At 66.9% G+C, this 25,726-nt stretch carries 20 protein-coding genes, 4 tRNA genes, 3 rRNA genes and 1 pseudogene; 16 read left to right on the forward strand and 12 right to left on the reverse strand.

Features of this window, described 5'->3' with window-relative positions:
* Window positions 1-68: 68 nt before the first annotated feature.
* A pseudogene (locus GEMRO_RS35865) lies at window positions 69-326 on the reverse strand (Atu4866 domain-containing protein); the annotation flags it as partial.
* 168 nt (window positions 327-494) lie between these two features.
* Window positions 495-1,214 (reverse strand): SDR family oxidoreductase, encoded by a 720-nt coding sequence (locus GEMRO_RS0125205; RefSeq protein WP_035486002.1) that lies wholly within the window; start codon window positions 1,212-1,214, stop codon window positions 495-497.
* Window positions 1,215-1,375: 161 nt separating this feature from the next.
* Here GEMRO_RS0125205 and GEMRO_RS31790 point away from each other — a divergent pair, with 161 nt between their 5' ends.
* On the forward strand, window positions 1,376-2,299 hold the full coding sequence (locus GEMRO_RS31790; RefSeq protein ID WP_051329467.1) for an AraC family transcriptional regulator: 924 nt from the start codon (window positions 1,376-1,378) through the stop codon (window positions 2,297-2,299).
* An 84-nt stretch (window positions 2,300-2,383) separates the two neighbouring features.
* On the forward strand, window positions 2,384-2,947 hold the full coding sequence (locus GEMRO_RS31795) for an enolase C-terminal domain-like protein (protein ID WP_276202843.1): 564 nt from the start codon (window positions 2,384-2,386) through the stop codon (window positions 2,945-2,947).
* Between the two features lie 71 nt (window positions 2,948-3,018).
* Here the strand turns inward: GEMRO_RS31795 and GEMRO_RS0125220 are convergent.
* The 6 genes from GEMRO_RS0125220 to GEMRO_RS0125255 form a co-directional block, all read right to left on the reverse strand.
* Window positions 3,019-3,095 (reverse strand) — tRNA-Met (locus tag GEMRO_RS0125220).
* Between the two features lie 46 nt (window positions 3,096-3,141).
* Window positions 3,142-3,256: ribosomal RNA gene (rrf, locus tag GEMRO_RS0125225) — 5S ribosomal RNA — on the reverse strand.
* Between the two features lie 187 nt (window positions 3,257-3,443).
* A 23S ribosomal RNA gene (locus GEMRO_RS0125230) occupies window positions 3,444-6,207 on the reverse strand.
* 463 nt (window positions 6,208-6,670) lie between these two features.
* Window positions 6,671-6,747: transfer RNA gene (locus GEMRO_RS0125235), tRNA-Ile, on the reverse strand.
* 152 nt (window positions 6,748-6,899) lie between these two features.
* Window positions 6,900-8,384 (reverse strand): 16S ribosomal RNA (locus GEMRO_RS0125240).
* Together the 16S, 23S and 5S rRNA genes with 2 tRNA genes alongside form the textbook arrangement of a ribosomal RNA operon.
* A 1,376-nt stretch (window positions 8,385-9,760) precedes the next feature.
* Entirely contained in the window at window positions 9,761-10,267 is a 507-nt protein-coding gene (locus GEMRO_RS0125255; RefSeq protein WP_027136238.1) for a hypothetical protein, read from the reverse strand.
* A gap of 315 nt (window positions 10,268-10,582) precedes the next feature.
* Between GEMRO_RS0125255 and GEMRO_RS35870 the strand changes: the two genes are divergently transcribed.
* Entirely contained in the window at window positions 10,583-10,687 is a 105-nt protein-coding gene (locus tag GEMRO_RS35870) for a hypothetical protein (RefSeq protein WP_322100079.1), read from the forward strand.
* 107 nt (window positions 10,688-10,794) lie between these two features.
* The gene (locus tag GEMRO_RS0125265) at window positions 10,795-11,313 is read left to right on the forward strand and encodes a hypothetical protein (protein WP_157505743.1); all 519 of its coding nucleotides are present in this window, start codon (window positions 10,795-10,797) and stop codon (window positions 11,311-11,313) included.
* 39 nt (window positions 11,314-11,352) lie between these two features.
* Here GEMRO_RS0125265 and GEMRO_RS0125270 read toward each other — a convergent pair.
* A tRNA-Ser gene (locus GEMRO_RS0125270) sits at window positions 11,353-11,440 on the reverse strand.
* Between the two features lie 150 nt (window positions 11,441-11,590).
* Here GEMRO_RS0125270 and GEMRO_RS0125275 point away from each other — a divergent pair.
* Window positions 11,591-12,847, forward strand: coding sequence for an O-antigen ligase family protein (locus GEMRO_RS0125275; protein WP_157505744.1), 1,257 nt, complete (start codon window positions 11,591-11,593; stop codon window positions 12,845-12,847).
* On the opposite strand, the gene GEMRO_RS0125280 is transcribed toward GEMRO_RS0125275, so the two are convergent.
* The 3 genes from GEMRO_RS0125280 to GEMRO_RS31805 form a co-directional block, all read right to left on the reverse strand.
* Window positions 12,804-13,094 carry a hypothetical protein gene (locus GEMRO_RS0125280; protein WP_027136242.1) on the reverse strand — a complete coding sequence of 97 codons (291 nt, stop codon included), beginning with the start codon at window positions 13,092-13,094 and terminating at the stop codon, window positions 12,804-12,806. The two genes, GEMRO_RS0125275 and GEMRO_RS0125280, sit on opposite strands and share 44 nt — an antisense overlap.
* The gene (gene rpoH / locus GEMRO_RS31800) at window positions 13,094-14,032 is read right to left on the reverse strand and encodes an RNA polymerase sigma factor RpoH (protein WP_084507599.1); all 939 of its coding nucleotides are present in this window, start codon (window positions 14,030-14,032) and stop codon (window positions 13,094-13,096) included. Before rpoH ends, GEMRO_RS0125280 begins: the two co-directional genes overlap by 1 nt.
* A gap of 149 nt (window positions 14,033-14,181) precedes the next feature.
* Window positions 14,182-15,135, reverse strand: a complete 954-nt coding sequence (locus GEMRO_RS31805; RefSeq protein ID WP_035486004.1) for an RluA family pseudouridine synthase — start codon at window positions 15,133-15,135, stop codon at window positions 14,182-14,184.
* 72 nt (window positions 15,136-15,207) lie between these two features.
* Here GEMRO_RS31805 and GEMRO_RS0125295 point away from each other — a divergent pair, with 72 nt between their 5' ends.
* From GEMRO_RS0125295 to GEMRO_RS31825, 11 genes are all read left to right on the forward strand, one after another.
* Window positions 15,208-15,549: a hypothetical protein gene (locus GEMRO_RS0125295; RefSeq protein ID WP_027136243.1), complete on the forward strand. Its 342-nt coding sequence runs from the start codon at window positions 15,208-15,210 to the stop codon at window positions 15,547-15,549.
* Entirely contained in the window at window positions 15,546-16,829 is a 1,284-nt protein-coding gene (locus GEMRO_RS0125300) for a class I SAM-dependent RNA methyltransferase (protein ID WP_027136244.1), read from the forward strand. Before GEMRO_RS0125295 ends, GEMRO_RS0125300 begins: the two co-directional genes overlap by 4 nt.
* Before the next feature lie 41 nt (window positions 16,830-16,870).
* A tRNA-Glu gene (locus GEMRO_RS0125305) sits at window positions 16,871-16,945 on the forward strand.
* Between the two features lie 383 nt (window positions 16,946-17,328).
* Window positions 17,329-18,267, forward strand: a complete 939-nt coding sequence (locus tag GEMRO_RS0125310; RefSeq protein WP_027136245.1) for a hypothetical protein — start codon at window positions 17,329-17,331, stop codon at window positions 18,265-18,267.
* A 27-nt stretch (window positions 18,268-18,294) separates the two neighbouring features.
* Window positions 18,295-19,635, forward strand: coding sequence for a hypothetical protein (locus GEMRO_RS31810; protein WP_205625090.1), 1,341 nt, complete (start codon window positions 18,295-18,297; stop codon window positions 19,633-19,635).
* 11 nt (window positions 19,636-19,646) lie between these two features.
* Complete coding sequence (locus GEMRO_RS31815; protein ID WP_051329469.1) at window positions 19,647-21,380, forward strand: hypothetical protein; 1,734 nt, start codon at window positions 19,647-19,649, stop codon at window positions 21,378-21,380.
* 27 nt (window positions 21,381-21,407) lie between these two features.
* The gene (locus GEMRO_RS0125325) at window positions 21,408-22,130 is read left to right on the forward strand and encodes a hypothetical protein (protein ID WP_157505745.1); all 723 of its coding nucleotides are present in this window, start codon (window positions 21,408-21,410) and stop codon (window positions 22,128-22,130) included.
* 51 nt (window positions 22,131-22,181) lie between these two features.
* Complete coding sequence (locus GEMRO_RS0125330) at window positions 22,182-23,285, forward strand: hypothetical protein (protein ID WP_027136247.1); 1,104 nt, start codon at window positions 22,182-22,184, stop codon at window positions 23,283-23,285.
* A gap of 27 nt (window positions 23,286-23,312) precedes the next feature.
* Window positions 23,313-24,164 (forward strand): hypothetical protein, encoded by an 852-nt coding sequence (locus tag GEMRO_RS0125335; RefSeq protein ID WP_027136248.1) that lies wholly within the window; start codon window positions 23,313-23,315, stop codon window positions 24,162-24,164.
* The gene (locus GEMRO_RS31820; RefSeq protein ID WP_035486009.1) at window positions 24,161-24,826 is read left to right on the forward strand and encodes a hypothetical protein; all 666 of its coding nucleotides are present in this window, start codon (window positions 24,161-24,163) and stop codon (window positions 24,824-24,826) included. The genes GEMRO_RS0125335 and GEMRO_RS31820 overlap by 4 nt, the downstream gene beginning before the upstream one ends.
* Window positions 24,826-25,668, forward strand: a complete 843-nt coding sequence (locus GEMRO_RS31825) for a trypsin-like serine peptidase (RefSeq protein WP_051329470.1) — start codon at window positions 24,826-24,828, stop codon at window positions 25,666-25,668. The genes GEMRO_RS31820 and GEMRO_RS31825 overlap by 1 nt, the downstream gene beginning before the upstream one ends.
* The last annotated feature ends 58 nt before the right edge of the window (window positions 25,669-25,726 follow it).

A 25,726-nucleotide genomic window follows, 5' to 3' on the forward strand; every position in this document is an offset into this window, starting at 1 on the left:
CCGTGTTGGCGCACGTCATGCCATTTTGCCAGTTCCTGGCCTTCGTTGAGGGTGCTTGCGCCAGCGGCTCACTTCCGCCGGAAGAACACCATGCCGCCGTGGTGGAGCGTATCGGCGTCGACGAACGCGCCATCAGCCGTGAACCCCGTGTCGTCCCAGTAGCTGATGCGATCGCCTTCGACCTCATACCGCCCCTGATAGGCGCTTTGGCGTTCGCCACGCGCTTCGTCGTAGCGCCCGTTGGGCAGAAGTTCCTGGCGGACACGGCCATCGGTCGTAACCCACATCCCGACATAGGGGTGCTGTTGCATTTGCGTGTCCGGTTGGCTGGCAAGGACAAGGACATCCGCCGCGCCGCGCGCGAGGTCGCCCATGGGCTGGTTGTCCGGCGACATGGCCGCCTCTGTGGCACCAATGAGCGCCAGCAGGGCAAGCGATGCCGATGCGATGGTGTTCATCCGGAGAACTCCTCGACGGAGAGCGCAAGGCTGCGATCAGACGCTGGCGGTAGGGCGGATGACGATCTCGCTCGTGTCGACATCGGCCGGCTGCGCGATCACATGGACGATGGCTGCGGCAATCGCCTCCGGCTTCAGCGCGATCTGGCGGTAGGCAACCATCGCCTCGGCGGCGACGGGATCGGTGATGGTGCTGGCCAGCTCCGATTCCACGACGCCCGGATAGACGCAGGTGACGCGAAGCTTGTCGTTCTCCTGCCGCAGCCCCTCAGAGATCGCCCGCACGGCGTACTTCGTCGCGCAGTACACAGCGGCAGTAGGCACCACATGGAGTCCGCCGATCGAGGAAACGTTGATGATCTGGCCCGCACCCTGCCGGTTCATCACCGGCAGGACGGCCGCGACCCCGTAGAGCACGCCCTTGATATTGACGTCGACCATGCGGTCCCACTCCTCGACCTTGAGGGACGCCATGGGCGAGAGCGGCATGATGCCGGCATTGTTGACGATGACGTCGATGCGGCCAAAGGCTTCGACGGCCGCATCGGCGAAGGCTTGCATGCTTTCACGCGAGGTCACGTCGAGGCTGCGGACGAGGACCTTGCCATGGGCGGCCTTGATCTCGGAGGCGAGGCGTTCCAGCCGGTCGATGCGCCGCGCGCCGATCACGACGGTGGCGCCGGCAGCCGCCAGCATTCTCGTGGTCGCCTCGCCAATGCCGCTGCTGGCGCCGGTGATGAGAACGATCTTGTTCATTCTGCCCGTCACGGCCTGGGTTCCTTTGATCGTCGGGGACAACATGTTCCTGGCCGATCTAGGCTCGGCAACGGTAGACGATTTGTCCGATGTTCTTGCACGATTGTCCGAGTGGACCGCTCGCTCCTTCTTTTCGTTCCTGCCTCGTGGGATCGGGAGACATGAACCAGCTCGCAGCCCTCACGGAGATCCTGAGCCGTCACGCCCCTGTGGACGGCACCCATCCGTGCCCGTTGCCGGGCGTGACGCTGCTGCGTTCGTCGACACCGACGATGCCGATGCCGGTCATCTACGAGCCGACGCTCTGCATCGTCGCGCAGGGGCGCAAGCGCGCCATGCTGGGTGCCACCGCCTTCATCTATGACGCGGCAAGCTACCTGATCGCGTCGGTGGACCTGCCGGTCATGGGATCGGTGATCGAGGCGAGCGCGGAGCGGCCTTATCTGTGCCTGCGTCTCGACCTGGACATGACGGCGCTCGGAGAACTCGCGATCCGCCATCCCGCATCCCGCCCCGAGGCAGAGGGCCTTCCGGTGGGTATTGCGCTGCACCGGACAACGCCCGCGCTGCTCGACGCCGCGACCCGGCTCGCGGGACTGCTGGACACGCCGGACGACATCGGGGCGCTTGCGCCGCTGACGATCCGCGAGATCCTCTATCGGCTCCTGGCCGGAGACAGCGGCGCCACGATCCGCCAGATGGCGCAGGCCAACAGCCGCCTCAACCAGATCGCTCGCGCCATCGTCTGGATCAGGGCGCATTTCCGGGAGGCTTGTCCGATCGAACAGGCGGCGGAGATGGCGGGCATGAGCCGGTCCACGTTCCATGTTCATTTCAAGACGATCACGTCGATGAGCCCGCTCGAGTTCCGCACTCACCTGCGCATGCAGGAGGCGCAGCGGCTCATGGTCGGTGAAGCCATGGACGCCGCCAGTGCCGGCTTCAGCGTCGGGTATGGCAGCCCGTCGCAGTTCAGTCGCGACTACGCCCGCATCTTCGGGACACCCCCGGCCAGACACGCCGGCCAGCTGCGTGGCGCCGTCGAGACCCGGCCCAGCGTGCCGGCGTCCGAGGCCGCTGCGTGACAGCCAGGCGCGAGGGGCGCCGCCACGAAACCACCCAGAGCAGCCTCGCCAGGATCATCAGCGGGCTTCCCCGCCTGCCGGACCGTGGCAGGAAAGCGGGCGCTGATGACCGACGCCAGCCAGGGGTATGACGTCGGGCGCCTGACGGAACTTCTTCCGGTGCTCCAGGCTGCGGAGCTGACCTGGCTGGAGGAGCCTTTCGCGGTGGATGACACGGCCGCCTACCATGCCTGGCGGGATTGCTCCGGCCGGCCGCCGCTGGCGATGGGCGAGAACAGCATCGGCCTTTCGGGCTTCCGGACGCTGATGGCGGAGATCTCTCCGGAGGTCGTGCAGCCCGACATCACCAAGACCGGCGGGATCAGTGGCGGCCGCACGATCTGCGCGGAGGTAGCGGGTCCTGGCCGGATGGTCTGCCTGCACATGTATGGGGGGCCGGTCGGCCTGTATGCGAGCGCCCATCTGGCGGCGGCAATCGGCACGGTCGCGTGGGTGGAGATGGATTCGAAGCGCAACCCGCTGTTCGAGCAGCTGCTGCCCTCGCCCCCGCAGGTGGTCGAAGGGCGCCTTCATCTCGGCGAGGCCGCAGGTCTTGGCTTTGATGTGCCGGAACGTGTCCTGCTCGAGTCAGATGTGACCGAGGCGTGAGAGCGCGATTAGCCTGACCGGCCGAAAGCATCAAAGGCCCCGCCACTTTTCTGGGGGGCCTTTGGAAGTTTTGGATGCGGGGAGAGGATTTGAACCTCTGACCTTCAGGTTATGAGCCTGACGAGCTACCGGGCTGCTCCACCCCGCGTCGAGGGAAGTCTCGCTGGTGTTGTGTTGTTGGCGGCGTCACGCTGACCCGGCGGCGACCGACTTTCCCGTGCCTTAAGACACAGTATCATGGGCGCTGAGGGGTTTCACGGCCGAGTTCGGGATGGGATCGGGTGTGGCACCCTCGCTGTGACCACCGGGTCGGCGTGACGTCGCGATCTTGCCTGGTGGCGCGCCGTTGGCGCGCCGGCTTCCCTGTCTATCGGCCGTTCGGCCTACTTGAGCCAGGGAAGCTTTTCTTGCGGCAAGTACGGTGACTGTGTGATTGGGACGTTTTGGGATGCTGGATCGTCCGGTGTCTTGCACGGGTCGATCGCTGGTGTGGGGGGAGATGAGGCCGATCGGGCGATTAGTATCGGTAAGCTGCATGCATTGCTGCACTTCCACTTCCGACCTATCGACGTGGTGGTCTGCCACGGCCCTGATAGGGAGACGTTGTTTCAAGGTGGGTTTCCCGCTTAGATGCTTTCAGCGGTTATCCCGTCCAGACTTAGCTACCCGGCTGCGCGGCTGGCGCCACGACCGGCCCACCAGAGGTCTGTCCATCCCGGTCCTCTCGTACTAAGGACGGATCCTTTCACGTCTCCAACACCCACGGCAGATAGGGACCGAACTGTCTCACGACGTTCTAAACCCAGCTCACGTACCACTTTAATCGGCGAACAGCCGAACCCTTGGGACCTGCTTCAGCCCCAGGATGTGATGAGCCGACATCGAGGTGCCAAACCACTCCGTCGATGGGGACTCTTGGGAGTGATTAGCCTGTTATCCCCGGCGTACCTTTTATCCGTTGAGCGATGGCCCTTCCACGCGGGACCACCGGATCACTAGGGCCGACTTTCGTCTCTGCTCGAGCCGTCGCTCTCGCAGTCAAGCAGGCTTGTGCCCTTGCACGCAACGGCTGGTTTCCGACCAGCCTGAGCCTACCTTCGCGCGCCTCCGTTACACTTTGGGAGGCGACCGCCCCAGTCAAACTGCCCACCATGCGGTGTCCCCGATCCGGATCACGGACCTGGGTTAGACATCAAGCGAACCAAGGGTGGTATTTCAAGGACGCCTCCATCCCGGCTGGCGCCGGAACTTCAAAGGCTCCCACCTATCCTACACATGTTTCGCCTAATGCCAGCGCAAAGCTGCAGTAAAGGTGCACGGGGTCTTTCCGTCTGACCGCGGGTACCCCGCATCTTCACGGGGAATTCAATTTCGCTGAGCCGGTATCGGAGACAGTGGGGAAGTCGTTACGCCATTCGTGCAGGTCGGAACTTACCCGACAAGGAATTTCGCTACCTTAGGACCGTTATAGTTACGGCCGCCGTTTACCGGGGCTTCGATTCGGAGCTCTCACCCCTCCTCTTAACCTTCCGGCACCGGGCAGGCGTCAGACCCTATACGTCCTCTTTCGAGTTCGCAGAGCCCTGTGTTTTTAGTAAACAGTCGCCACCCCCTGGCTTGTGCCCCCCGCCAACAGTTGCCTGCCAACGGGGCCCTCTTCTCCCGAAGTTACGAGGGCAATTTGCCGAGTTCCTTCGATACCGTTCTCTCAAACGCCTCGGTATGCTCAACCAGTCCACCTGTGTCGGTTTCGGGTACGGTCTATACGTGGGAGCTGTTTCCTGGACGTCCTTCGCGGCACCTCCAATCCGTTAAGGAGGTACAACTTACGGCCGCCGTCACTACCCACAGGCCGGGGAATGTTCACCCCGTTCCCATCGACTACGCCTTTCGGCCTCGCCTTAGGGGCCGGCTCACCCTGCGCGGATTAGCCTTGCGCAGGAACCCTTGGACTTTCGGCGGGAGTGTCTCTCACACTCCTTGTCGCTACTCATGTCAGCATTCGCACTTCCCATACCTCCAGCCGACCTCACGATCGACCTTCACAGGCCTAGGGAACGCTCCGCTACCGCTCGTACAAGTACGAGCCCGCGGCTTCGGTGCGTGGCTTGAGCCCCGTTACATTTTCGGCGCAGGACGGCTATTAGACCAGTGAGCTGTTACGCTTTCTTTAAAGGATGGCTGCTTCTAAGCCAACCTCCTGGTTGTTGTGGCCTTCCCACATCCTTTTCCACTTAGCCACGACTTGGGGACCTTAGCCGGCGATCTGGGCTGTTTCCCTCTTGGCGACGGACCTTAGCACCCGCCGCCTGTCTGCCACGCTGGACACTTCGGTATTCGGAGTTTGGTTAGGTTTGGTAAGGATTGCTCCCCCCTAGCCCATCCAGTGCTCTACCCCCGAAGGCAATCACGTGACGCGCTACCTCAATAGCTTTCGCGGAGAACCAGCTATCTCCGGGTTTGATTGGCCTTTCACCCCTAACCACAGGTCATCTCCGTCTTTTTCAACAGACGTGAGTTCGGTCCTCCAACAGGTGTCACCCTGTCTTCAACCTGCCCATGGCTAGATCACCCCGGTTTCGGGTCTACCGCCGCCAACTAAAGCGCCCTGTTCAGACTCGCTTTCGCTGCGCCTTCGCCTATCGGCTTAAGCTTGCTGGCGACGATAACTCGCTGACCCATTATACAAAAGGTACGCCGTCACCCACCCCATGTCCCGAAGAACATGGTCAGGCTCCGACTGCTTGTAGGCATCCGGTTTCAGGTTCTGTTTCACCCCCCTTGTCGGGGTGCTTTTCACCTTTCCCTCACGGTACTGGTTCACTATCGGTCGTCGAGGAGTACTTAGGCTTGGAGGGTGGTCCCCCCATGTTCGGACAGGGTTTCACGTGCCCCGCCCTACTCGAGGACCTGTTGGAAGCTCTACCCGTACGGGGCTGTCACCCGCTATGGCGCGCCATTCCATGCGCTTCCGGTTCGTTCCAACAGGCCACTGGCCTGATCCGCGTTCGCTCGCCACTACTAACGGAGTCTCGGTTGATGTCCTTTCCTCCGGGTACTTAGATGTTTCAGTTCCCCGGGTTCGCTTCCGCCACCTATGGATTCAGTGACGGATACCGCACACGTGCGGTGGGTTTCCCCATTCGGAGATTCTGGGATCAACGGTTGCTCGCACCTTCCCCAGACTTATCGCAGCGTGCCACGTCCTTCATCGCCTCTCGACGCCAAGGCATCCACCAGATGCCCTTGATTACCTCTTCTCCACCCCACAACAGCGACCGACCCGTGTTGTCTTCTTGCTGGGCTATCGGCCTTCGGCCTGCTTGAGCCCGGTTTGCACCGGATCCAACCAACAGCTTCAGATCCTCGAGCCTGACAAGATCACGTGCCCTTCGCTGCGGCAGAGCCCCACCGGTCGTGAGAGACGACCGGCAAGTTCTTCCACACCCCCCGATCGCTTGCGATCGGGAGTTTGATTGAGCATCCCGTGCGTCCCAAACTCGAACCACCGGAACAGGCTATTCCACCTGCACCGACCGTCCGAGCGGTCACACAGTCATCAAACACAACACCATACGATGATAAACAGAACGTCCGCCGGGCCAACGCCCGGGAACGACCATCAGGACCAGGCCCCAAGGGGCCATGATCCGGTCATGGAGCACTTCATCCGTCGCGCATGAAGACATCCTGTCCATCCACCGCCAGTCGCCTGGCGGGGAATGGTGGGCCCGGGCCGATTCGAACGGCCGACCTCACCCTTATCAGGGGTGCGCTCTAACCGACTGAGCTACGGGCCCGAACTCAGGATTGTCTTCATCTGGAGGGATGTGCGGACGGCGCCCCGCAGAAGCGAACTTCCGCATGGGACTTTGCTTTGCCGACTTGCGCCGGCTGTATCGACCTCAGCGACCCCGGGCAGTCCGTGAGATGCCCGACATCGAGGGTCCAGAAAGGAGGTGATCCAGCCGCAGGTTCCCCTACGGCTACCTTGTTACGACTTCACCCCAGTCGCTGACCCGACCGTGGTCGGCTGCCCCCTCTTGCGAGGTTAGCTCACCGGCTTAAGGTCGAACCAACTCCCATGGTGTGACGGGCGGTGTGTACAAGGCCCGGGAACGTATTCACCGCGGCGTGCTGATCCGCGATTACTAGCGATTCCACCTTCATGCACTCGAGTTGCAGAGTGCAATCCGAACTGAGATGGCTTTTAGGGATTTGCTCGGCCTCGCGACCTGGCTGCCCTCTGTCACCACCATTGTAGCACGTGTGTAGCCCAACTCGTAAGGGCCATGAGGACTTGACGTCATCCCCACCTTCCTCCGGCTTGTCACCGGCAGTCCCCGTAGAGTGCCCAGCCCAACCTGATGGCAACTACGGACAAGGGTTGCGCTCGTTGCGGGACTTAACCCAACATCTCACGACACGAGCTGACGACAGCCATGCAGCACCTGTAACCGCCCCCTTGCGGGACACTGCCTCTCAGCAGCTTTAACGGCCATGTCAAGAGTTGGTAAGGTTCTGCGCGTTGCGTCGAATTAAACCACATGCTCCACCGCTTGTGCGGGCCCCCGTCAATTCCTTTGAGTTTTAACCTTGCGGCCGTACTCCCCAGGCGGTGTGCTTAAAACGTTAACTCCGACACCGAGAGACAAGTCCCCCGACATCTAGCACACATCGTTTAGGGCGTGGACTACCAGGGTATCTAATCCTGTTTGCTCCCCACGCTTTCGCGCCTCAGCGTCAGATCCGAGCCAGTGAGCCGCCTTCGCCACCGGTGTTCCACCCAATATCTACGAATTTCACCTCTACACTGGGTATTCCACCCACCTCTCTCGGTCTCAAGCCCGCCAGTATCGAATGCAGTTCCGGGGTTGAGCCCCGGGATTTCACACCCGACTAAACGAGCCGCCTACGCGCCCTTTACGCCCAGTAATTCCGAACAACGCTAGCACCCTCTGTCTTACCGCGGCTGCTGGCACAGAGTTAGCCGGTGCTTCTTCTCCGGGTACCGTCATCATCTTCCCCGGCAAAAGGGCTTTACGACCCGAAGGCCTTCATCACCCACGCGGCGTCGCTGGATCAGGGTTGCCCCCATTGTCCAAGATTCCCCACTGCTGCCTCCCGTAGGAGTCTGGGCCGTGTCTCAGTCCCAGTGTGACCGATCATCCTCTCAGACCGGTTACGGATCGCAGGCTTGGTAGGCCGTTACCCCACCAACTACCTAATCCGACGCGGGCCCATCCCAGGGCGTGAACTTTCCACTCCCGTGCGTATCCGGTGTTACCTGCAGTTTCCCGCAGCTATCCCAGACCCCAGGGCAGGTTCCCACGTGTTACTCACCCGTCCGCCACTCACTCTTGCGAGTGCGTCCGACTTGCATGTGTTAGGCGCGCCGCCAGCGTTCGTTCTGAGCCAGGATCAAACTCTCAGCTTGATCGCTGACCATCTAGGCATACGCAAGGTACCCATCAGAACCTCCGAAGAAGTTTCCAATGAACACCAAGATGTACCAGACGATCATCCCCACCCAGCCAGCCAACCAAAGTCAGCCAGACCAGAGGACGCCGCCCGCACATCCCTCCAAAACGCTTTTTCTAAAAAGCGCTCCACCAACCAACGATGTCAAACAACAACCCGCCGACCACCGCCCAGCCTCAACCAGACGACCATCGGGCAGCCCTTCCAGGCCGCCACCCAATCCCAACAGACCAGGCCGAAATCTTCACCAAAACCCGGCTAAACCACCAGGCAGCAGGCCATCCCCGCCGCCCAGCACCCCGCCGCGCTTCGTGAGCCGGGTTCTAGGACCAACCAGTGAAACCGTCAACAAGGTTTTTCGATCCTTCGGCAACCGACCCGTGACAGAACCATGTGCGGACCTTCCGCCGATCCCAGCCACGGACAGCCTTGGCCATCCTGATCCATCTCCTCCGGGCGGACATGGCTTCAGGACCGGAGGAGCTGCTGGCCCAGCTTGATGCTCCGGACAGGCGAGCGGAGAGCCGGCAGCCCAGGTGAATATGGTGATGCTGGGAGACCGGCAGCTCGGTAGAGCTTCAGGCCCTTGCTCCCGTCTCGAACTTGCTGACCCCAAGGCTGCTGCCGCTCAGGCAGGCTCCGGTCGAACGGCACATGCTGCCGCGGAAAACAATGCCACCGGCCTCCCCATGGCTGTCAGATCAGCTGTTCCGGCTCACCAGGATCCGGACGCTGGACATTCGGGACCTTCGCCTCCTGCCACTCGTGATGGGACCGCTCGGTGCCGACGACCTGCCAGTGCCGGCGACCCTTCGCGTATCGCGCTCCATCACTCTTGTGGCCACTCTGAAGGGCGCCTTGAGCTTTTAGGAATGGTTCTGGCTGCGCGCCAACCCTTGAGGTCCGTGAGGCCGCCTGCGGCCGAGGACGTGCAGCATTGCAACTGGCTGTCGTGAGAAACACGACCGGCGGTCTTCGCTAATTCGATCGAGCGCGTGTCCAGATAGCACGTGCCCGTTTGGTTGAGAGATTCCTCGCTCGTGGTGACGACGGCGCTCCCCAGAACGAATCTGATCGTCTGCGCTCTGAGCGATGCAGTTACAAATGCCATCTGCCTCGCCAATTCAGGCGGGCACTCTCAGGATGTCGTCCACATCCGGCCTGGAATGGGCACAGACGTCGGCCCGGCCGACTTCGCACCGCACAAGCACTCGATCGATGGTCGATCGGGCTGACAGGAGCACGGAACCGGTGCAGCAAGGGATGGATGCGATCTTGAGGCCGCTCGATGTGCCGTCCGCCACGAATAGTTGAATGGCTTCCAGCGCATCATCAGCGCCGACCCATGCGCCCACCGCCGCGCCCGCCGAACCCGCCCCGTCCGGAGCGGCCGATCCGGTCCCTGGCGAAGCTCGGGGCGATCCTGGATGGGGTGGACGGCTGGGCCGGCGTCGGCACCACCGGGCGCAGCGTCCCGGTCCGGATGCGGTTCTGCATGCTGGAGATGACCTGCGCTCGCTGGTCGGCGTCAAGCCCATCCCAGGCAGTCCGCACCTGGGCACGATCCGCGTCGCTCAACCCGTCCCACTGTTCGCGGATTTCCTGCTTCTCCTCGGGCGACAGCTGGTCCCATCTCTCCTTTAGTGCCGCCTTCTGCGCATCGTCCAGGCCCGCGAGAAAATCCTCGTCGTACTCGTCGTAGTAGTAGATCCAGTCATCGTCGTAGAACGGGTCGTCCCAGACGTATTGGGTGTATGTCCCGCCGCCCGGGCCGCTGCCGGCGCATCCGGCCAGGGTGGCGGCCCCGAGCGCCATCAACAAGCCGCGCCGCGTCCACATTGTTTCCTGCCTCCCAATCTGGCCGAGATGGCACAGGAAGAGCCGGCGCGGTCCTGGTCCTCCCTATTCCCCTGCCAGTGCGCCTGCCTGATCCAGCCGGGATGGGTGCCGCATCATGCGGATGCTCCGCGGCAGCTTCTGCTGACCCATGGCCTTCTCCGGCACCCACTGGAACACGACATAGAGCACCGGGATCGTGAAGATGCCAACCAGCGTGACACTGCGGTAGTCGTTGAAGCGGACGATCGTCTGCGGCCGCAGGATGCCGACCGGCGGCTCATCGAGACCATTGGCGACCCGGACAGGTGGGCGCGCATGGCAATCGTCGACATCGCCTGCTCCGGGCGGTTCTCGAGCAACCGCACCATTGCCGGACATGCCAGGAAGATCTGGCGGGCGGGACCGTGCCTGGCGCCGTGAGCCGGTCCGTCACCGCAGCTGGCACGCGCAGTTGGCCCTGCTCCAGGGTGCCACAGCCTGCGGCCGGGGGTGTGAACTTCAGCGTCTGCGCCCGGCATGTGCACGCGGTGGAACTGCTGCTGTTCGACTGGGCCGACAGCCCGAAGCCAGCAGCAACGATCCGCTTCGATCCGGTTGCCGACCGTACCTATCACTGCTGGCCCAAGGTCGTCCCCAACCTGCGCCCTGGCCAGATCCACGCTTGCCGCGCGGCCGGACGGTGGGCGCCTGCGGCCGGCCTGTGCTCCGACTGCGCCAAGGTCTTGCTTGACCTCTACGCCCATGCGGTCGCGATCCCAGCGCTGTACGACCTGCAGGCCGCCGGCAAGGATGGCGACGATGCCGCCACCTCCCTGAAAAGCGTCGTGGTCGACCTTTCGGCCTGTGACTGGGAAGGCGACCGTCCGCTGCGGCAGCTATGCGCCTGGACCATCATCTACGAGATGCACGTCCGCGGCGTCACCCGGCACCCAGCCTCCGGGCTTGAGAAAGGCCGCCATGGCACGTTCGCCGGCCTGGCCGAGAGGATGTCCTACCAGCGCGACAGCAATTTCGGCAGCAATCTGCTTACTGGCCGCATTCGTTGACCCGCTGAAACACGAAGAAAATTCTGCCCGGGAGGGCGGTGGCGGAGGGAACGGGATTCGAACCCGTGAGGAGTTGCCCCCAACACGCTTTCCAGGCGTGCGCCTTAAACCGCTCGGCCATCCCTCCGGTTTCGGCTGGCGATGGCTTCTAGCGGCTGGCATCCTGCGCCGCAAGCCAGAGCCGGCATCCACCGGCCATGTCGGAGACGTAAATCTTGCATCGCAGCCAGGTTCTTCCGCCCGGGCGTCCCCCTTCGAACCCCGGGAGGGCTTGGCCGTGCTCCTGCTCCGGCGCGCCGGGACGGACATGACGGGCCCGATGCTGGCGCGGGGCGCCGACCGGTTCGCCGGCTGGCTGGTCATCCTGCTGCCCCTCCTGTTCGTGCTGGGCCGCGCCCTGGCCGATGGCGCGCTGATCCTGGTGGCCCTGGCGTTCCTGGTCCGCTCGGCAGCGCTGCGCGACTGGCGCTGGGCGGGGGAAGCCTGGGTCGTGCTGGCCCTGGCCTGGGTCGCCTGGCTCACCTTCGCCGGGATGTTCGCCGCCGACGTCGCGGACGCCACCAGCAAGGGCGCGATCCAGATCCGCTTCGTGCTGTTCGCCGCCGCCCTGGCGACCGTGCACTTCCAGAATCCGCGGGTGCGAAGGAACTTCCTCCTGGCGCTGGCCGCGACGGTGCTCCTGGTGGCGATTGACTGCCTGATCCAGGTGGCGACCGGCAGGTCGCTCACCGGCCGGCCGCTGCCGGAAGCGTACCGCCTGTCCGGACCGTTCTCCGCGCAAAAGGCCGGGACCTATCTGGGCAAGACGGTGTTCCCGGCCCTGCTCCCGCTCGTGCTTCTGGTCGAGCGGCGCGAGCTGGCCGCCTGGATCCCGCTGGTCGGCCTGGGTGCAGCCGGCGCGATCATCGCGCTCACCGGGGAACGCTCCGCCCTGCTGGCCTTCGGCCTGGGTGCGGCCTGCTGCATGGTCCTGCTGCCGGCCCTGCGCCGATATCTTTTGCCGGCCATGCTGGTGGCCCTGGCGGGACTGGCGGTGATCGGCCTCAGCCGGCCGATCCTGGTCGAGCGCTTCGTCGAGCAGACCAGGGACGATCTGGTGGGCTTTGCCGACAAGCGCTACGGAATGATCTTCCGCAGCGGCCTTGCCTTGTTCGAAGAGCAGCCGGTCACCGGAATCGGCGTCTCGGAGTTTCCCAGCCGCTGCCCAGAGCCACGCTTCGCCGGAATCGGCCCGGTCGAGGTCCGCTGCGTGAGCCACCCGCACAATCCATGGATGGAGATGCTGGTCGAGGGCGGCTTGGTCGCGCTTGCGCTGTGGCTGGCGCTGCTGGTCGCCTGGCTGGTCCGGTTCCGCCAGGCCGGCCGCACCGTCTTTGCGGTCGGAACGGCTGCCCTGCTGCCGTTCGCCTGGCCGCTGATGACCAGCATGTCGCTGTTCACCACCTGGAACGCCATCCTCTGGTGGCAGGCGATGGCGCTGATGCTGGCGCTCAGTCCAGCAGTTCGGCCGCGATCGAGCGGCCCTCTTCCTTGAGGTCGCCGCGGGCGACCGGCCGGCCGGCGCGGCGGTACCAGTAGGCGGCGTTGCCGGCATCGCCCTCGACCCGGTGCAGCCAGGCGTGCACCCAGTCGGCATCCGCTTCGCCCTCGTGCGCCTGGACGATCCCGTGCGCCTGTTCCCACTGGTCGTTCAGTCCGTACCAGACCGCCGCGACCGGCTCGGACAGGCCGGCTGGGGGAGCCGGGTCCGCCAGCGAGGCCAGGAAATCGTCAAGCTTCATCAGTCCACGGCCTCCGCAGCCCGCATGTCGCCGGGCCTGGGCATCCGCGGTGCTCCCTCGGCATGCTCGACCGCTTTCTTGCGCTCGAGCTCCAGGATCGCCTTCTGCAGCTTCTCGAACGCGCGCACCTCGATCTGGCGTACCCGCTCGCGGCTCACCCCGTATTTCTCGGAGAGCTGCTCCAGCGTGGTGGGATCCTCCTTCAGGCGCCGTTCCGTCAGGATGTACTGCTCGCGCTCGTTCAGGACCGACATCGCCTCGCTGAGAAGCGCCTCGCGGTGACCGCGCTCGTCGGCATCGGCGACCGTGCGGTCCTGCGTCTCGCGGTCGTCCTCCAGCCAGTCCTGCCACTCGCTGTCGCCCTCGATCCGCAAGGGCGCGTTCAGCGAATGGTCGGGTCCTTCCAGGCGCCGGTTCATGTCGATGACGTCCTGCTCGGTCACCGCCAGCGTGTCGGCGATCGCGCGCACCGTGTCGGGATGAAGATCGCCGTCCTCCATCGCCTGCATCTGCGACTTCAGCCGGCGCAGGTTGAAGAACAGCTTCTTCTGCGCGGCCGTGGTGCCCATCTTCACGAGCGACCAGGAGTGCAGGATGTATTCCTGGATGGCCGCCTTGATCCACCACATGGCGTAGGTCGCCAAACGGAAGCCGCGTTCCGGGTCGAAACGCTTGACTGCCTGCATCAGCCCGACATTGCCTTCCGAGATGATCTCGGACATCGGCAGGCCGTAGCCGCGATAGCCCATGGCGATCTTCGCCACGAGCCGCAGGTGCGAAGTCACCAGCTTGTGGGCGGCCTCGGCATCCTCGTCGTCGCGCCAGCGACGAGCGAGCATGTATTCTTCCTCCGCCGGCAGCATCGGGAACCGGCGGATCTCGTCGAGGTAACGGGAAAGCCCGCTGCCTTCGAGGGCGACCGTCGGAAGACCGGCCATGGCACTCCTTCTCCTGCACTGAAACGGGTCCGAAATCCGGACCGATCCGGTTCTTGATAGCGTACCCGCTGCGATCTTACCATCAAGACCGGAGCGCGCCCTGTGGTTCCGCCGCAGGCCGGACGGTCACATGCCCGTGGGTCCTCGAGCTAGCGGAACCCGTGCAGGAGCGTCTTGAACAAAGGCGGCGGCGGCAGATCGAACGCCATGGCCTGTCCGGTGATCGGGTGATCGAAGCCCAGGCCCCGGGCATGCAGGGCGATGCGGTCGAGCTTTTCCACCAGCGGGCGGGCCGGTTCGGGAAGATCGCCGGTGCGCCTGGGGCCATAGGTCCGATCGCCCAGGATCGGGTGGCCGAGGCTGGCCAGGTGCACGCGGATCTGGTGCGTCCGTCCGGTCTCCAGGCGGCACTGCACCAGGGCGGCACGGGTACCGCCGGCTTCCAGGACCTGCCAGTGGGTGACCGCGCGCTTGCCGCCCTTGCTCACGATCGCCATCCTCTTGCGATCGAACGGGTCGCGGCCGAGCGGCCGATCGACGGTGCCTTCGGTTCGGGCCGGCAGCCCCCGGACGACCGCCTCGTAGACGCGATGGATGGAGTGCACGGTGAACTGGCCGGACAGGAGCGTGTGGGCCCGGTCGTGCTTGGCCACCACCATGACCCCGGACACGTCCTTGTCCAGCCGGTGCACGATGCCGGGCCTGGCCACCCCGCCGATCCCCGACAGGGAGCCGCGGCAATGGGCGAGCATGGCATTCACCAGCGTGCCGTCGTCATGGCCAGGCCCGGGATGGACCACCAGGCCGGCTGGCTTCGCCACCACGATCAGATGCTCGTCCTCGAACAGGACCTGCACCTCGATGTCCTGGGCTTCCGGCGTGGCGGCCACCGGGTCCGGCACCGCCACCGCATAGGCTTCCCCTGGCCGCACCTTGCGCGACGCCTGGCTGACCTTCTGCCCGTCGCGCAGCACGGCGCCCTGGTCCAGGAGTGCCTGGATGCGCGCGCGCGACAGATCAGGTAGGACCGCCGCCAGCCAGGCATCCAGCCGGCGCCCTGCCGCGTCCTGCTCGACGACCCGCATGAACGTCTCGCGGCTCATCGGGAGACCACGCGATGCAGCGGCGACGCCTTCACCATCGCTCCGTCGTGGGCCAGCTCGGAAATCTCCAACATGGGCGAGACCGCCACCCGCATTCTCCTGGGCTTCGTGATCGCCGGCGCGGTCGTGCTGGTGGCCGGGATCGTCGTTCTCATCTGGCTGCTCGCCTCCGGAACACCAAGGGACGATGGCGCCCGGCCGGGCGCCGCGCAGGTCGGCAGCGCCCCTAGCACGGATCGCGGAGCGGCGCTGCATCTGGCGCCGGGCGAGCGGATCATGTCCATGGCCCGTGGCCCGGACGACCTCGTGTTCCTTTTGGAGGCGGCCGACGGCTCCCAGATCCTCCGCCTGGTCGATCCCGCGAGCGGGGATACCTTGCGCGAGCTGCCGGTCGTCGAGGGCGCAACTCCATGAGGCAGGTGGTCGAGCTCGTGATCGAGCGGCTGGGCGGACGCGGCGACGGGATCGCCGTTCATCCGGACGGCCGGCGGCTGTTCGTGGACGGCGCCCTTGCCGGCGAGCGGGTGCGCGTCCAGGCGCCAGAAGGCAGGCGCGGCGGCGACGAGCACTGGGACCTGCTGGAGGTGCTGAAGCCCTCCGACAAGCGCGTCGACCCGCCCTGCCCCCACGCCACCGCATGCGGCGGCTGCCGGCTGCAGCACCTGGCGCTGCCGGCCTATGCCGATTTCGTGGCGGATAAGATCCGCTCGGCCCTGAGCACTCGCGGCCTCGATCCTGCCCTGGTGGCGCCAACGGACCTGTCGCCGCCGCACAGCCGCCGCCGCATCCGGCTGGCCTGGCAGCGTACGGCTTCCGGCATGCTGCTCGGCATGCGCCAGGCCCGTTCCCGGCGGATCGTGAACCTCGCCACCTGCCTGATCGCGCGCCCGGAGCTGGTGGCCCTGCTGCCGGCGCTGCGCCTGGTGCTGGGCCGGCTCGACTCGGCATCCGGGGAAGCCGCCCTGGACCACACCCCAAGCGGGATTGACGTCCTGCTGCTCGGTGAACGCCCTCCCTCTCCCAACGACCGGACCCGGCTCGCCCAGGCGCTGGCCGACCTGCCGGGCGTCTGCCGGATCTCCTGGCGGGCCGCTCGCGAGCGCCAGAGCGAGACCCTGGTGAGCCTGGGCGAGCCTTTGCTGCAGCGCGGTCCAGCCCGGGTCGCGCTGGCACCTGGGGGATTTCGTCAGGCCACCCGGGAAGGCGAGACGGCGATGCTGGCTTTCCTGAACCGCCATCTCCAGGGCGCCCGCCAGGTGGCCGACCTGTTTGGCGGCACCGGCGCCCTCGGTCTCGGCCTGGACCCGCTGCCGGCCCGCCTGCAGATCGTGGAGAGCGATCCCGGTGCCGTCGACGCAACCAGCAAGGCGCTTGCTGCCGGCATCAAGGGCACCAAGGCCAGCGTGCTGCGCCGTGACCTGGAGAAGGATCCGCTGCGGCTTCCGGAGCTTCGCGGCACCGACGCCGTGATCCTCGACCCGCCGCGCGCCGGGGCGCGCTCTCAGTGCATGGTTCTGGCGACAAGCCGGATCCCGCAGATCGGCTACGTCTCCTGTGATCCCGGCAGCTTCGCCCGCGATGCCCGCATCCTGGTCGACGGCGGCTACCGCCTGATGGCGGTCCAGCCGATCGGCCAGTTCCTCTGGTCGGACGAAGTCGAGCTTGCCTCCTACTTCCGACACGAAGCCGCTTGACCACTGCCGCCGGCCCGGCTAACCAGCGCCCACACCAAGACGTCCCCATCGTCTAGTGGTCAGGACGGCGCCCTCTCACGGCGCAAACAGGGGTTCGAATCCCCTTGGGGACGCCAAGCCTTCCCATAGGCGACGAAGCGTCAGGCGGCACTTAGATGTCCGCGCTGGCTTCTGAAATCCGGTCTTCCCGATCAGGCTTGTTCGCACCGCTGCGGGATACCCGCAAGCGGCATATCTGCCGTTCCAGCGCGTGACGAGCCGAACATCCTGCGGGACGGGCTCAGCCCCCTCCTGAGCAGCTGTTCTTCCGAAGGTCCATCGCTACGAGATCCTAGGCCGCCCGGCGGATCCACGGTCCGGGCGCAACGGGAGCTGTCCCTCATCCGGACTACATGGCGGTGCTGACCAGCAATTCGCGACTGGTGGCACCTCCCGAATGCCCGATGATCCCAGTTCGAGAGCGAGCGACGCGCTGCCTCGCATCACGGGAGACCTGGCCATGACCGTCAAGGAACGCGATCTGCTCGAGGATCTCGCCAATGAGCAGGCCGAGGGAGAATCCGAGCTGTTCGAGAGCGAGGATGCCTACGAATCGGAGGATTCGTACGAGAGCGAGGACGCCTACGAATCCGAGGACGCCTACGACTTCGCCGACGGGTTCGAAGCCGAAGATGCCTTCGAGAGCGAGGACGGGTACGAATCGGAGGACAGTTTCGAGGCGGATGGCGAGGACGCGTTTCTGGGCGCGGTCAGCAGCGCGCTGTCCGCCGAGAGCGAGGACGCCTTCTTCAAGAAGCTGGTGCGCGGCGTGGTGAACGTCGCGAAGAAGGCGGCACCGATCATCGGCAAGGTCGCCCGCGCCGCCGCACCGGTGCTTTCGGTCATTCCGCATCCGGCCGCCCAGGTCGCCGCCAAGGTGGCCCGGCTGGCGAGCAACCTGCGCGCCGAGGCCGAGATGGCCGGCGAGGGCGAGCCCGGCATGATCCAGCGTGCCGCCGAGGCCGCGGCCGAGATGGCCAGCAAGGACCGCCGGGCACGGCCGGTGGTGGTGGGCTTGGTCGCCCGCCAGCTTCTGCAGAACCGTGCGGCGGGGATGAGCCCCGCGCAGCGGATGCGCGCCGTGCGGCAGGTGTCGGCCGCCGCCAAGACCCTGACCAACGTGGCGGGGAGCTCTGGACTGCGGGCGCTTCCCCGGATGGCGGCCAGCGTCAACCGCACCGCGGCCGCCAAGGGCACCCCGACGGTCGCCAAGCCCAAGGTGCTGCTGCGCACCGCGCAGCGCGTCGCGGCCAAGCCGCAGCTGGCATCGCGCCTAGCCCAGCCGAATGCGCGGGCGCAGCAGACGGTCGGCCGGGCCGGCGGCATCGGCAGCATGGTTGGCGGCATCCGCCGGCTGCGCATTCGTGGCCCTGCCGAGATCATCATCCGGAGCCTGTGACCACGAGCCGGCAAGGGGGACGCAGCCATGGCCGTGGACCCGCTGCGCAAGCTCCTGTGGCTGAAGCAGGAGAGCCTGGAGGGGCGCGCGAACCGGATCGTCGTCCTGAGCCCGAAGGCCGTGGGACTGCGCCGCGGGGACCTGCGCTTCGCTCCGTCACCCGCCCATTTCGAGGCCGCCCAGGCAAGGCTCGACAGCATCGACCGGCTGATCCGGCGCCGCCTCGTGCATCTGGGACAGATCATGGAGCCGGACCGGCGCACCGCCCTGGACAGCATCCTGATCGCGATGGCGATGGTGGAGCGCGAGATCGACCGGGCCCGCCGCAGCTTCGGCATGTTCTTCGAGATCTTTGCCCAGCGCGGCACCGCCTTCGCGCCCGCCCTGGCCGCTCATGACGCCATTGCAGCCGATTGCTACCGGGCGGTGCGCCTGGGCCTGCCCGGGCTGATCCAGGGGCCGGTGCTGAAGCCGATCACCTACATGGAGCATGGCTACAGCCCCGCCACGATGCGCCGCGGCGTCAGTCTGGCCCGGCTCCTGGGCGAGCCCAACCCGTTCCCGCTGATCCGCATTCCCTGGGACCGCGACCGGCCCTGGCAGTCCGTGTTCCTGCACGAGGTCGCCCACAACCTGATGGCCGATCTGCGGGTATGGCACGAGACCAAGGACGCGGTCATCCGCCGCCTGGCCGAGATCCGGCTGCCGCTTCGGGCGATCGCCATCTATGGCAGGTGGCACAAGGAGATCTTCGCCGATCTCGCGGCGATCCTGCTGGGCGGCCCCGCCGCGGCCTTCGGCATGGCCGAGTTCCTGGCCCATCCCGCCGACCGGGTGATGACCTACCGTCCGGGCGGCGCCCATCCGGTCGGGTATCTCCGCATCTTCATCATGGCGGAGATGCTGCGCCGCCTGGGCTTCGTCGAGGATGCCGACATGGTCTCGACGGTCTGGCGCCGGCTCTACGATCCCGAGCGCGGCCACCGGATCCCGCCGGTCCTGATGGAGACGCAGGCGCGGGCGATCCCGGCGGTGGTCGACGAGATCGCCTTCCAGCCGCGCCGCGCCCTGGCCCAGCAGGCCCTGAGTTCGGTCATCCGCTTCAGGCCCGAGGACCAGGCCGCCATCCGCCGCGGCGCCTTCGACCTGAAGACCGGCCATCCGCCGCAGGCCCTGCCGCCCAGGCACGTGGTCTCCGCCTGCCTCTATGCCCTGGAAGCCGGTGCCGAGGCCCAGCGGCTCAGCCTGCTGGTCATCCGCCTGCTGGCCCATCGCGGCACCGGCTGGCGGGGAGAGAAGCTGGCCAACCCGGCTGAACTCCTGCCTGCGCCCATTCCGTCGCGGCTGCCCGCCGCCATGACCGCCTGAGGACGAGGACGATGCCCCATATCGCGACGGAACCCACCGGCCGCGACCGCTCGCCGACAGCGGTCCAGCTCGACAACCTGATCCGCCGCTCCCTGCGGATCAGCAACCCCGCCAATCCCGCGGAGGTGGCCCAGGGCCTGCGCCGCTACTACCCGCAGGACGACATGGCGCTGGAGCGCGAGGCGCAGGGGCTGCCGGTGATCCCGGAGGTCCGCCACGTCCGGCCGGCCACGACTCCCGGGCCGTCCGGGGTCGAGCTGGAGCAGGCGCAGGCGGATGTCGAGCGCGACCTGCAGTTCCTGACGACCTCGGCGCAGCTCAAGGACGTCGAGGCGGAACTGCTGGGCTGGGCGCAGGCGATCCGCAGCCATGTGTCGGACGGGCTGGCGAATGCCGGGCAGGGCCTGGACCCTTATGCCCGCGACCGTACCTTCGCCGCGCGGAGGGCGCTCGGCGACTACGCGCGAATGGCGCGGCTGGTCGGCGCTCTCACGCCCGGCTTCTCGCTGCCCTATCGCCGCCTGGCGCAGAGCCTCGACCAGGTCGCCGCCCTGCAGCTCGTGCTGGCCGGGGAGAGCCTGGCACAGCTCGGAGCCGGCGGCGGCCGCTTCCTTTTGGCGGCGCCTGCAAGTGAGCTGGTGGCAAGGCGTGATGCGGCGCTGGCCGCGCTGCGCAACCTGATCGGCAGCAGCCAGGTCAGCCTTGACCAGTCCACCTGGCCCTGGGGTCTGCGCGGCTATCGCGAGTTGATGTCCAGGCTCGGCCAGAGCGGCATGAGCGACGTGCGCGCCCTGTTCGAGGAGAACACGCTGGCGCGGATGATGGATGAGCTGATCGACCGTGCCGCCTCGACCCGCTCCCAGGGCCTGCGCGCCCTGGCCGCGACCGGGCAGATGGCGACCCAGCGCCTGGAGCGCCTGGTCCAGGTCGCCGCCCGGATCAACGTGACCCCCTCCTCGCCACCGGTGGCAGGCTTCCTGGAGGCGGTGCAGCTGTTCCTGGACGCCTTCCAGGGCGGTGCCGCCATCCGCCTGGTGGCAATCGCCCGGCCGCCGATCGTTTCCTATGGCCTCTACGGCCTGGGTGGCCCGGACGTGCCGACCCAGCGGCTGAACGCCATCATCACCGCCCGCGGCGAACTTGCCCAGGCACTCGACTGCTGGCTCGCCTGCGACTGCTGCGGCGACCAGGTCATCTGCCTGGCCCTGCTCGACAAGCTTCTCTACGACACCGACCGCGCCATCGACCTGTATGCGCTGGGCAGCTCCACGCTGGGGCGCAGCGAGCCGGAGGTGCGCGCGGCAGCCTTCGGGCACCTGATCCGCACGATGATCGGCAATGTCGCGCAGGTCGGCGCCCGCCCGGACATCCCGCGGCTTCCGACCATTGACTGCCAGCAGTCCTGCCTGATCGCCTGGCCCGCGCTGAGCGCCATCCTGGAGCGCCTGGCAGCCGCCATGCTCGGCCCGTTCTTCCCGCCTGTCGGGACGGCCCCACCAGCGACCGCCGAGGAGATCGGCTGGATCCGCGAGGAGCTCTGTCTGCAGCGCCAGCTCGACCAGCGCTTCGGCGATCTCCTGGCGACGCTCACTCCTGGCTGCACCGAGACCAGCCGCGTGCTCGGCGCGCTCGGCTGGCTAGTGGACCGCACCCTCATCGACGTCGAGGGCGCCCTCGCCGCATGCATGCCTGCCCGGGTGCGGATCCCGCCGACGCTCGAGGACAGCCTCGACACCACGATCTGAGGCCCGCTGCAACAAGGGAACCTGATCATGTCACTCGGACAGCTCCTGCAACGATCCGCCCAGGTGCGGCAGCCTCAGCATCACGTCATCGAGCTGCAGTTCCGCCAGCCCGCCGACGACCAGCGGGATCGACGGCCAAAGCGGCAGATATCGCCGATCGAGTGGTGCCTGATCCGCAGCGTGGCGGGCGATCTCATCGCCCAGGCCGACCTGTTCGTCGAGCAGGCGGTCGCCGCCAGGAAGAGCATCGCCGAACTCGCCCGCAAGGTGGAGGAGCGGCGGCAGGACAGCGGCACGTGCGGCTGCGGGGGCCGGGAGGCGACCGGCGCCAGCTGCGACTGCCAAGGAGGCAGCGAGCATGAGCTCAGCGAGTTCTGCTGCGCCATGCTGCTGGCCTCGGTCCATTTCGGCCGGCTCCTCGCCTTCGCCCGGCTGGCCTGCCCGTCGCTCATGGACGACCGGCAGCGGTTCGCCGACGTCATCGGCGCGCCCAACGGCACGCGGGCGGAAGCCTACGCCGCTGGCCTCGCCGCCGCGTCGGCTTCCGAGCCCACCGCGGCCTCGCGGCGGCCGGACCCGGATGCCGCACCGTTCGATACCTTCCTCCATGCGCTCATGCGCTATGGCCAGGGCGATCGCTATGAGGCGCCGGAAGCGGCCATGCCGGAAGCGCCCGAGGAGGAGGACGGCAAGCCGGACACGGAGCGGCGCCCGCCTGAGGATCGCCCAAAGGGCAAGGGCCAGAAATAGACGATCGGTTGCGTCTCTCCAGCTACCTCCTTTCGGGGCCGAGCGCGTGCCATGACCTACCAGACCCACCAGACCATCCAGCGCCTGTGGCAGCAGTTCGCCCAGGACACGCTCGAGGGGATGCCGTCGGACCAGCGCGCCCGGTTGCAGAGCGCCTTCGAGGCCCGGTTCGGCGAACTGCTCAAAGGGGCTGCCGGCGACGACAAGGACGCCTTCGTCGACCTGCTCGGCTTCGGCCAGGACGGGCTGAAGCCTTTTGGCGAGGTCGCCTATCCCTATCTCGCCGCCGATTTCGACGAGGCCGTCATCCCCAGCCAGCTGCATGCCGCCGCCGAGCTCTATTTCATCTTCCAGCACGAGCGGATGGGCGTGTTCCGGGTGGCGGCCGTGCTTCGCCAGCTCTTCCGGGAAGGCCGGATGCGCATCCAGCGCGGCCCCGGCGCCAGGCTCCTCTACGTCCTCGATAAGTGGCAGCCGCTTCGCTACGGGCCCAAGGAGCGCATGGCCGCCTACAAGCGCGTGTTCAACTATGGCCGTCGCCCGGCCCCGGCCGGCGGGATCGTCAACCAGAACTTCCACTACCAGTTCGTCGCGCTGATGAGCGCGCTGGCCCAGTACTACCGCGACCTGACCATCGGCGAGGTGATCCGCGGCGCATCCGAGATCGATCAGCGTCCCTATGGCAACATCGCCGCCGTGCAGAGGCTGGGCCTGGATCTTCGCTACGGGCTCGACCGCGCGTCCTACGGCAACATCGTCGCGCTAGCCCACGAGACCGGCATCTATCTCCGCCAGCTCCTCGAACTGTTCGACACGCCCGACGTGAAGAAGTCGTTCGACGCCAACACGAAGTGGGACGTGGTGGAGCAGGTGCTCAACCGGTTCCTGGGCGGGGCGACCGAACTCAGCCAGCGCGCCAAGATGGCGGAGACCGGCCGGCGCGTCCTGCTCTGGGCGGCCGGCAACGAGTTCGACAGCGGCATTGACCCGCTGCTGTTCCAGACCGAGGCCAAGCCGGCCGGTTCCGCGGCCGAGGCCTGGCTCGCCGCCTACCGTCTCACCGAGGAAGGCCGCCGCTTCCCGGGCGTGTCCGCCAGCCTGCGCTGGGCGGTCGGCCTGCCGCCGCGGTCGGCCGAGATGCCGGTGATGGGCTGACCGGCAGCATTCGCCCGAGGTGCCGCCATGCTTGCCACCGCCACCCGACCTGTCGTCTTCCAGGATGCCGCCTCGCCGCCCCTGGTGGTCGACCTCCCGCTGCTCCTCTCGCCCTTCGGGCCCTGGCTGGTCCAGCGCCTGGCCCAGACCGGCGAGGTCTGGCTGCCGCGCGCCTTCCTGCTCCTGCTCGAGGAGATGGCGAACGGCGAGGACAGCGAGGCACTGGCCGTGGCGCTGGGCGGCAACCGGCCGGACCAGCTGGAGCAGGTCTGCCACGCATGGCGCGAGGGCTGGCCGGGCTTTGCCCAGGCGCCCGGCATCTACTGGCTGGGCGACGCGCTCGACGTGTCCCATGCGCGCAAGGGCCTGCCGCCGGGCCTGGTCGACCGGTTCGACGAGCTGGTCCAGGGCCTGGATTCCGCCGCTGGCTTCACCAGCCCGGATGCGCCGGCACCGCTCATGGACGCGGCGCGCGACGCCCTGGCACTGGCGGCGGTCCTCTCCGGCGAGCGGGCATTGATCCTGTCGGCGGCGCTGCGCGGCTTCAGCGAGCCTGCGGTCGTAGCCGCCCTGGACCGGTTCGGCATCGCGGCGCACCGCCTGGAGCCTGGCCGCCACCGCGACCTCCTGCTGGCCTCGATCCTGCGCCGCCTGGAACAGGCGCAGGTCCTGGGCCTGCTCGCCACCGGCGCGCTGCGTCTCGGCCTCGTCAATCTTTGCGTGCCCCACGCCGCGCGCCCCCTGCCCCCGCCCCGCCCGATGCCAGGGGGCGTCACGGTAGACGACCCGGGTGACGACGAACTCGCCTGGACGATCGCCAGCGACGACCATCGCCAGCTGTGGGAGGGTGCCGTGGCTGTCTGGCACGATATCGAATGACCGGCTGCCCAACCTGCTCCGGACGCACCGCCTGCGGCTGCACCAGCTGCCGCAGCGACCGGGTGGCGACCGACCGGCTGGCGAGGCTCGCGATCCGCGACCTCGACCGGCCATCGCCGGCATTCGCTTCCGCCGAAAGCGAGGAGGCGGACCTGCGAGCGGGCAGCATGGTCCTGCCTGGAGGCGCCATCGCCTGGTCCGGGCCGGTGCCGCTGCCACGAGGCGATGCCGCCACGATCCTCCGCAGCCTGGACGGACGACGCGGGCCGGTGCCGCCGCTCCTGCAGACACCTGCCAAGAGCCTCTACGCCATCGCAGTCGGAGGCCTCCCCGTCTATGTCGGCATGGTCCCGGCCAGCACGGTCGTCGCTCGCATCCGGGCCCATATTCGTCTGGCTGCCGCCCCTCCGGCCTCGAGACGGGGCGACCTCGCGCGGCTGGCGCCGATCATGCGCGATGCCCTGGCCAGGCGCAGCCGCATCGATGTCTGGGCCGGCCGGATCACCGACTGGGGTCCCTACAGCCGGGACAACAAGGCGCTGCACGCCTTCGAGATCCTGGCCGCCAACCTGCTCCTGTCCCGGCGTCGGCTCCCGGTCGGCTACGACCGCAACACCTGGACCTTCGAGGAGGAGCGGCTTCTCGAGGCGGAGGAAAGCTGATGGATGCGGCGCTGCCCGATCTGCTGCAACTTGAAGCCGCCGCCGAAGCCGCCGACCTTTCCGTGGTCGGCCCGCGCGACAGCCGGGTGCAGGAGATCGATGGCCACCTCTTCCCCTTTGGCCTGATCTGCCACTTGTGCCGCGACTTCGGGGACGGGCGCTGTGCGGGGTGTACCGGGACGCTGATCGCGCCCAACCTCGTCCTTACCGCCGCCCACTGCCTGTGGAGCCATGCCCGCCGCGCCGCGCCGAGGAGCATCACGGTGATGCCGGGCCGCACCGACCGCGACACGCTGCCGTTCGGCCGCCGGGCCGGCCACCGTTTCTGGGTCCCGCATGGCTTCATCGACGGCCCGAACCACATGCTCTGGGACTTCGGCGTCATCCTCCTGGAGCGGCCCTTCCCCCACGCCCGGCGCTTCATGCCGATGGTGGCGCGCAGCGATCCGGAACTCGCGCAGATCGCCACGGATCAGCGGGTCGCAATCGTAGGCTATCCCGGCGACCGGCCGATCGGGACGCTCTGGCGACATGAGGAGCGCATCAAGAAGGTCACGCCGCGGCGCCTGCTCTACTCGATCGACACCTGTCCCGGCCACAGCGGCAGTCCGGTGATCGCCGGGCTGGGCCGTCGGCCGGAGATCCTGGCGGTCCATACCATGGGCATCCTGGATGCCGAGGGACGATCGTTCGGCTGCGGCCGGCAGACCGTGCTGGCGCCGCCTGGCCTGCTGAACAGCGGCATCCGGCTCACCCCGGCGGTCATCCAGAGAGTGCTCGACCCGGCCAGACCAGGTTGGGGACCTTGGCGGATGCGCGCGTTTGCCAGTACGCAGAAGTAACCTGAAGTAGTACAGTGTGCAGTCTGATGCCCGGTGTGATGTCCATGATCGTGTGCTG

It is taken from the genome of Geminicoccus roseus DSM 18922 (genome assembly GCF_000427665.1).
GTDB classification, from domain to species: Bacteria; Pseudomonadota; Alphaproteobacteria; order Geminicoccales; family Geminicoccaceae; genus Geminicoccus; species Geminicoccus roseus.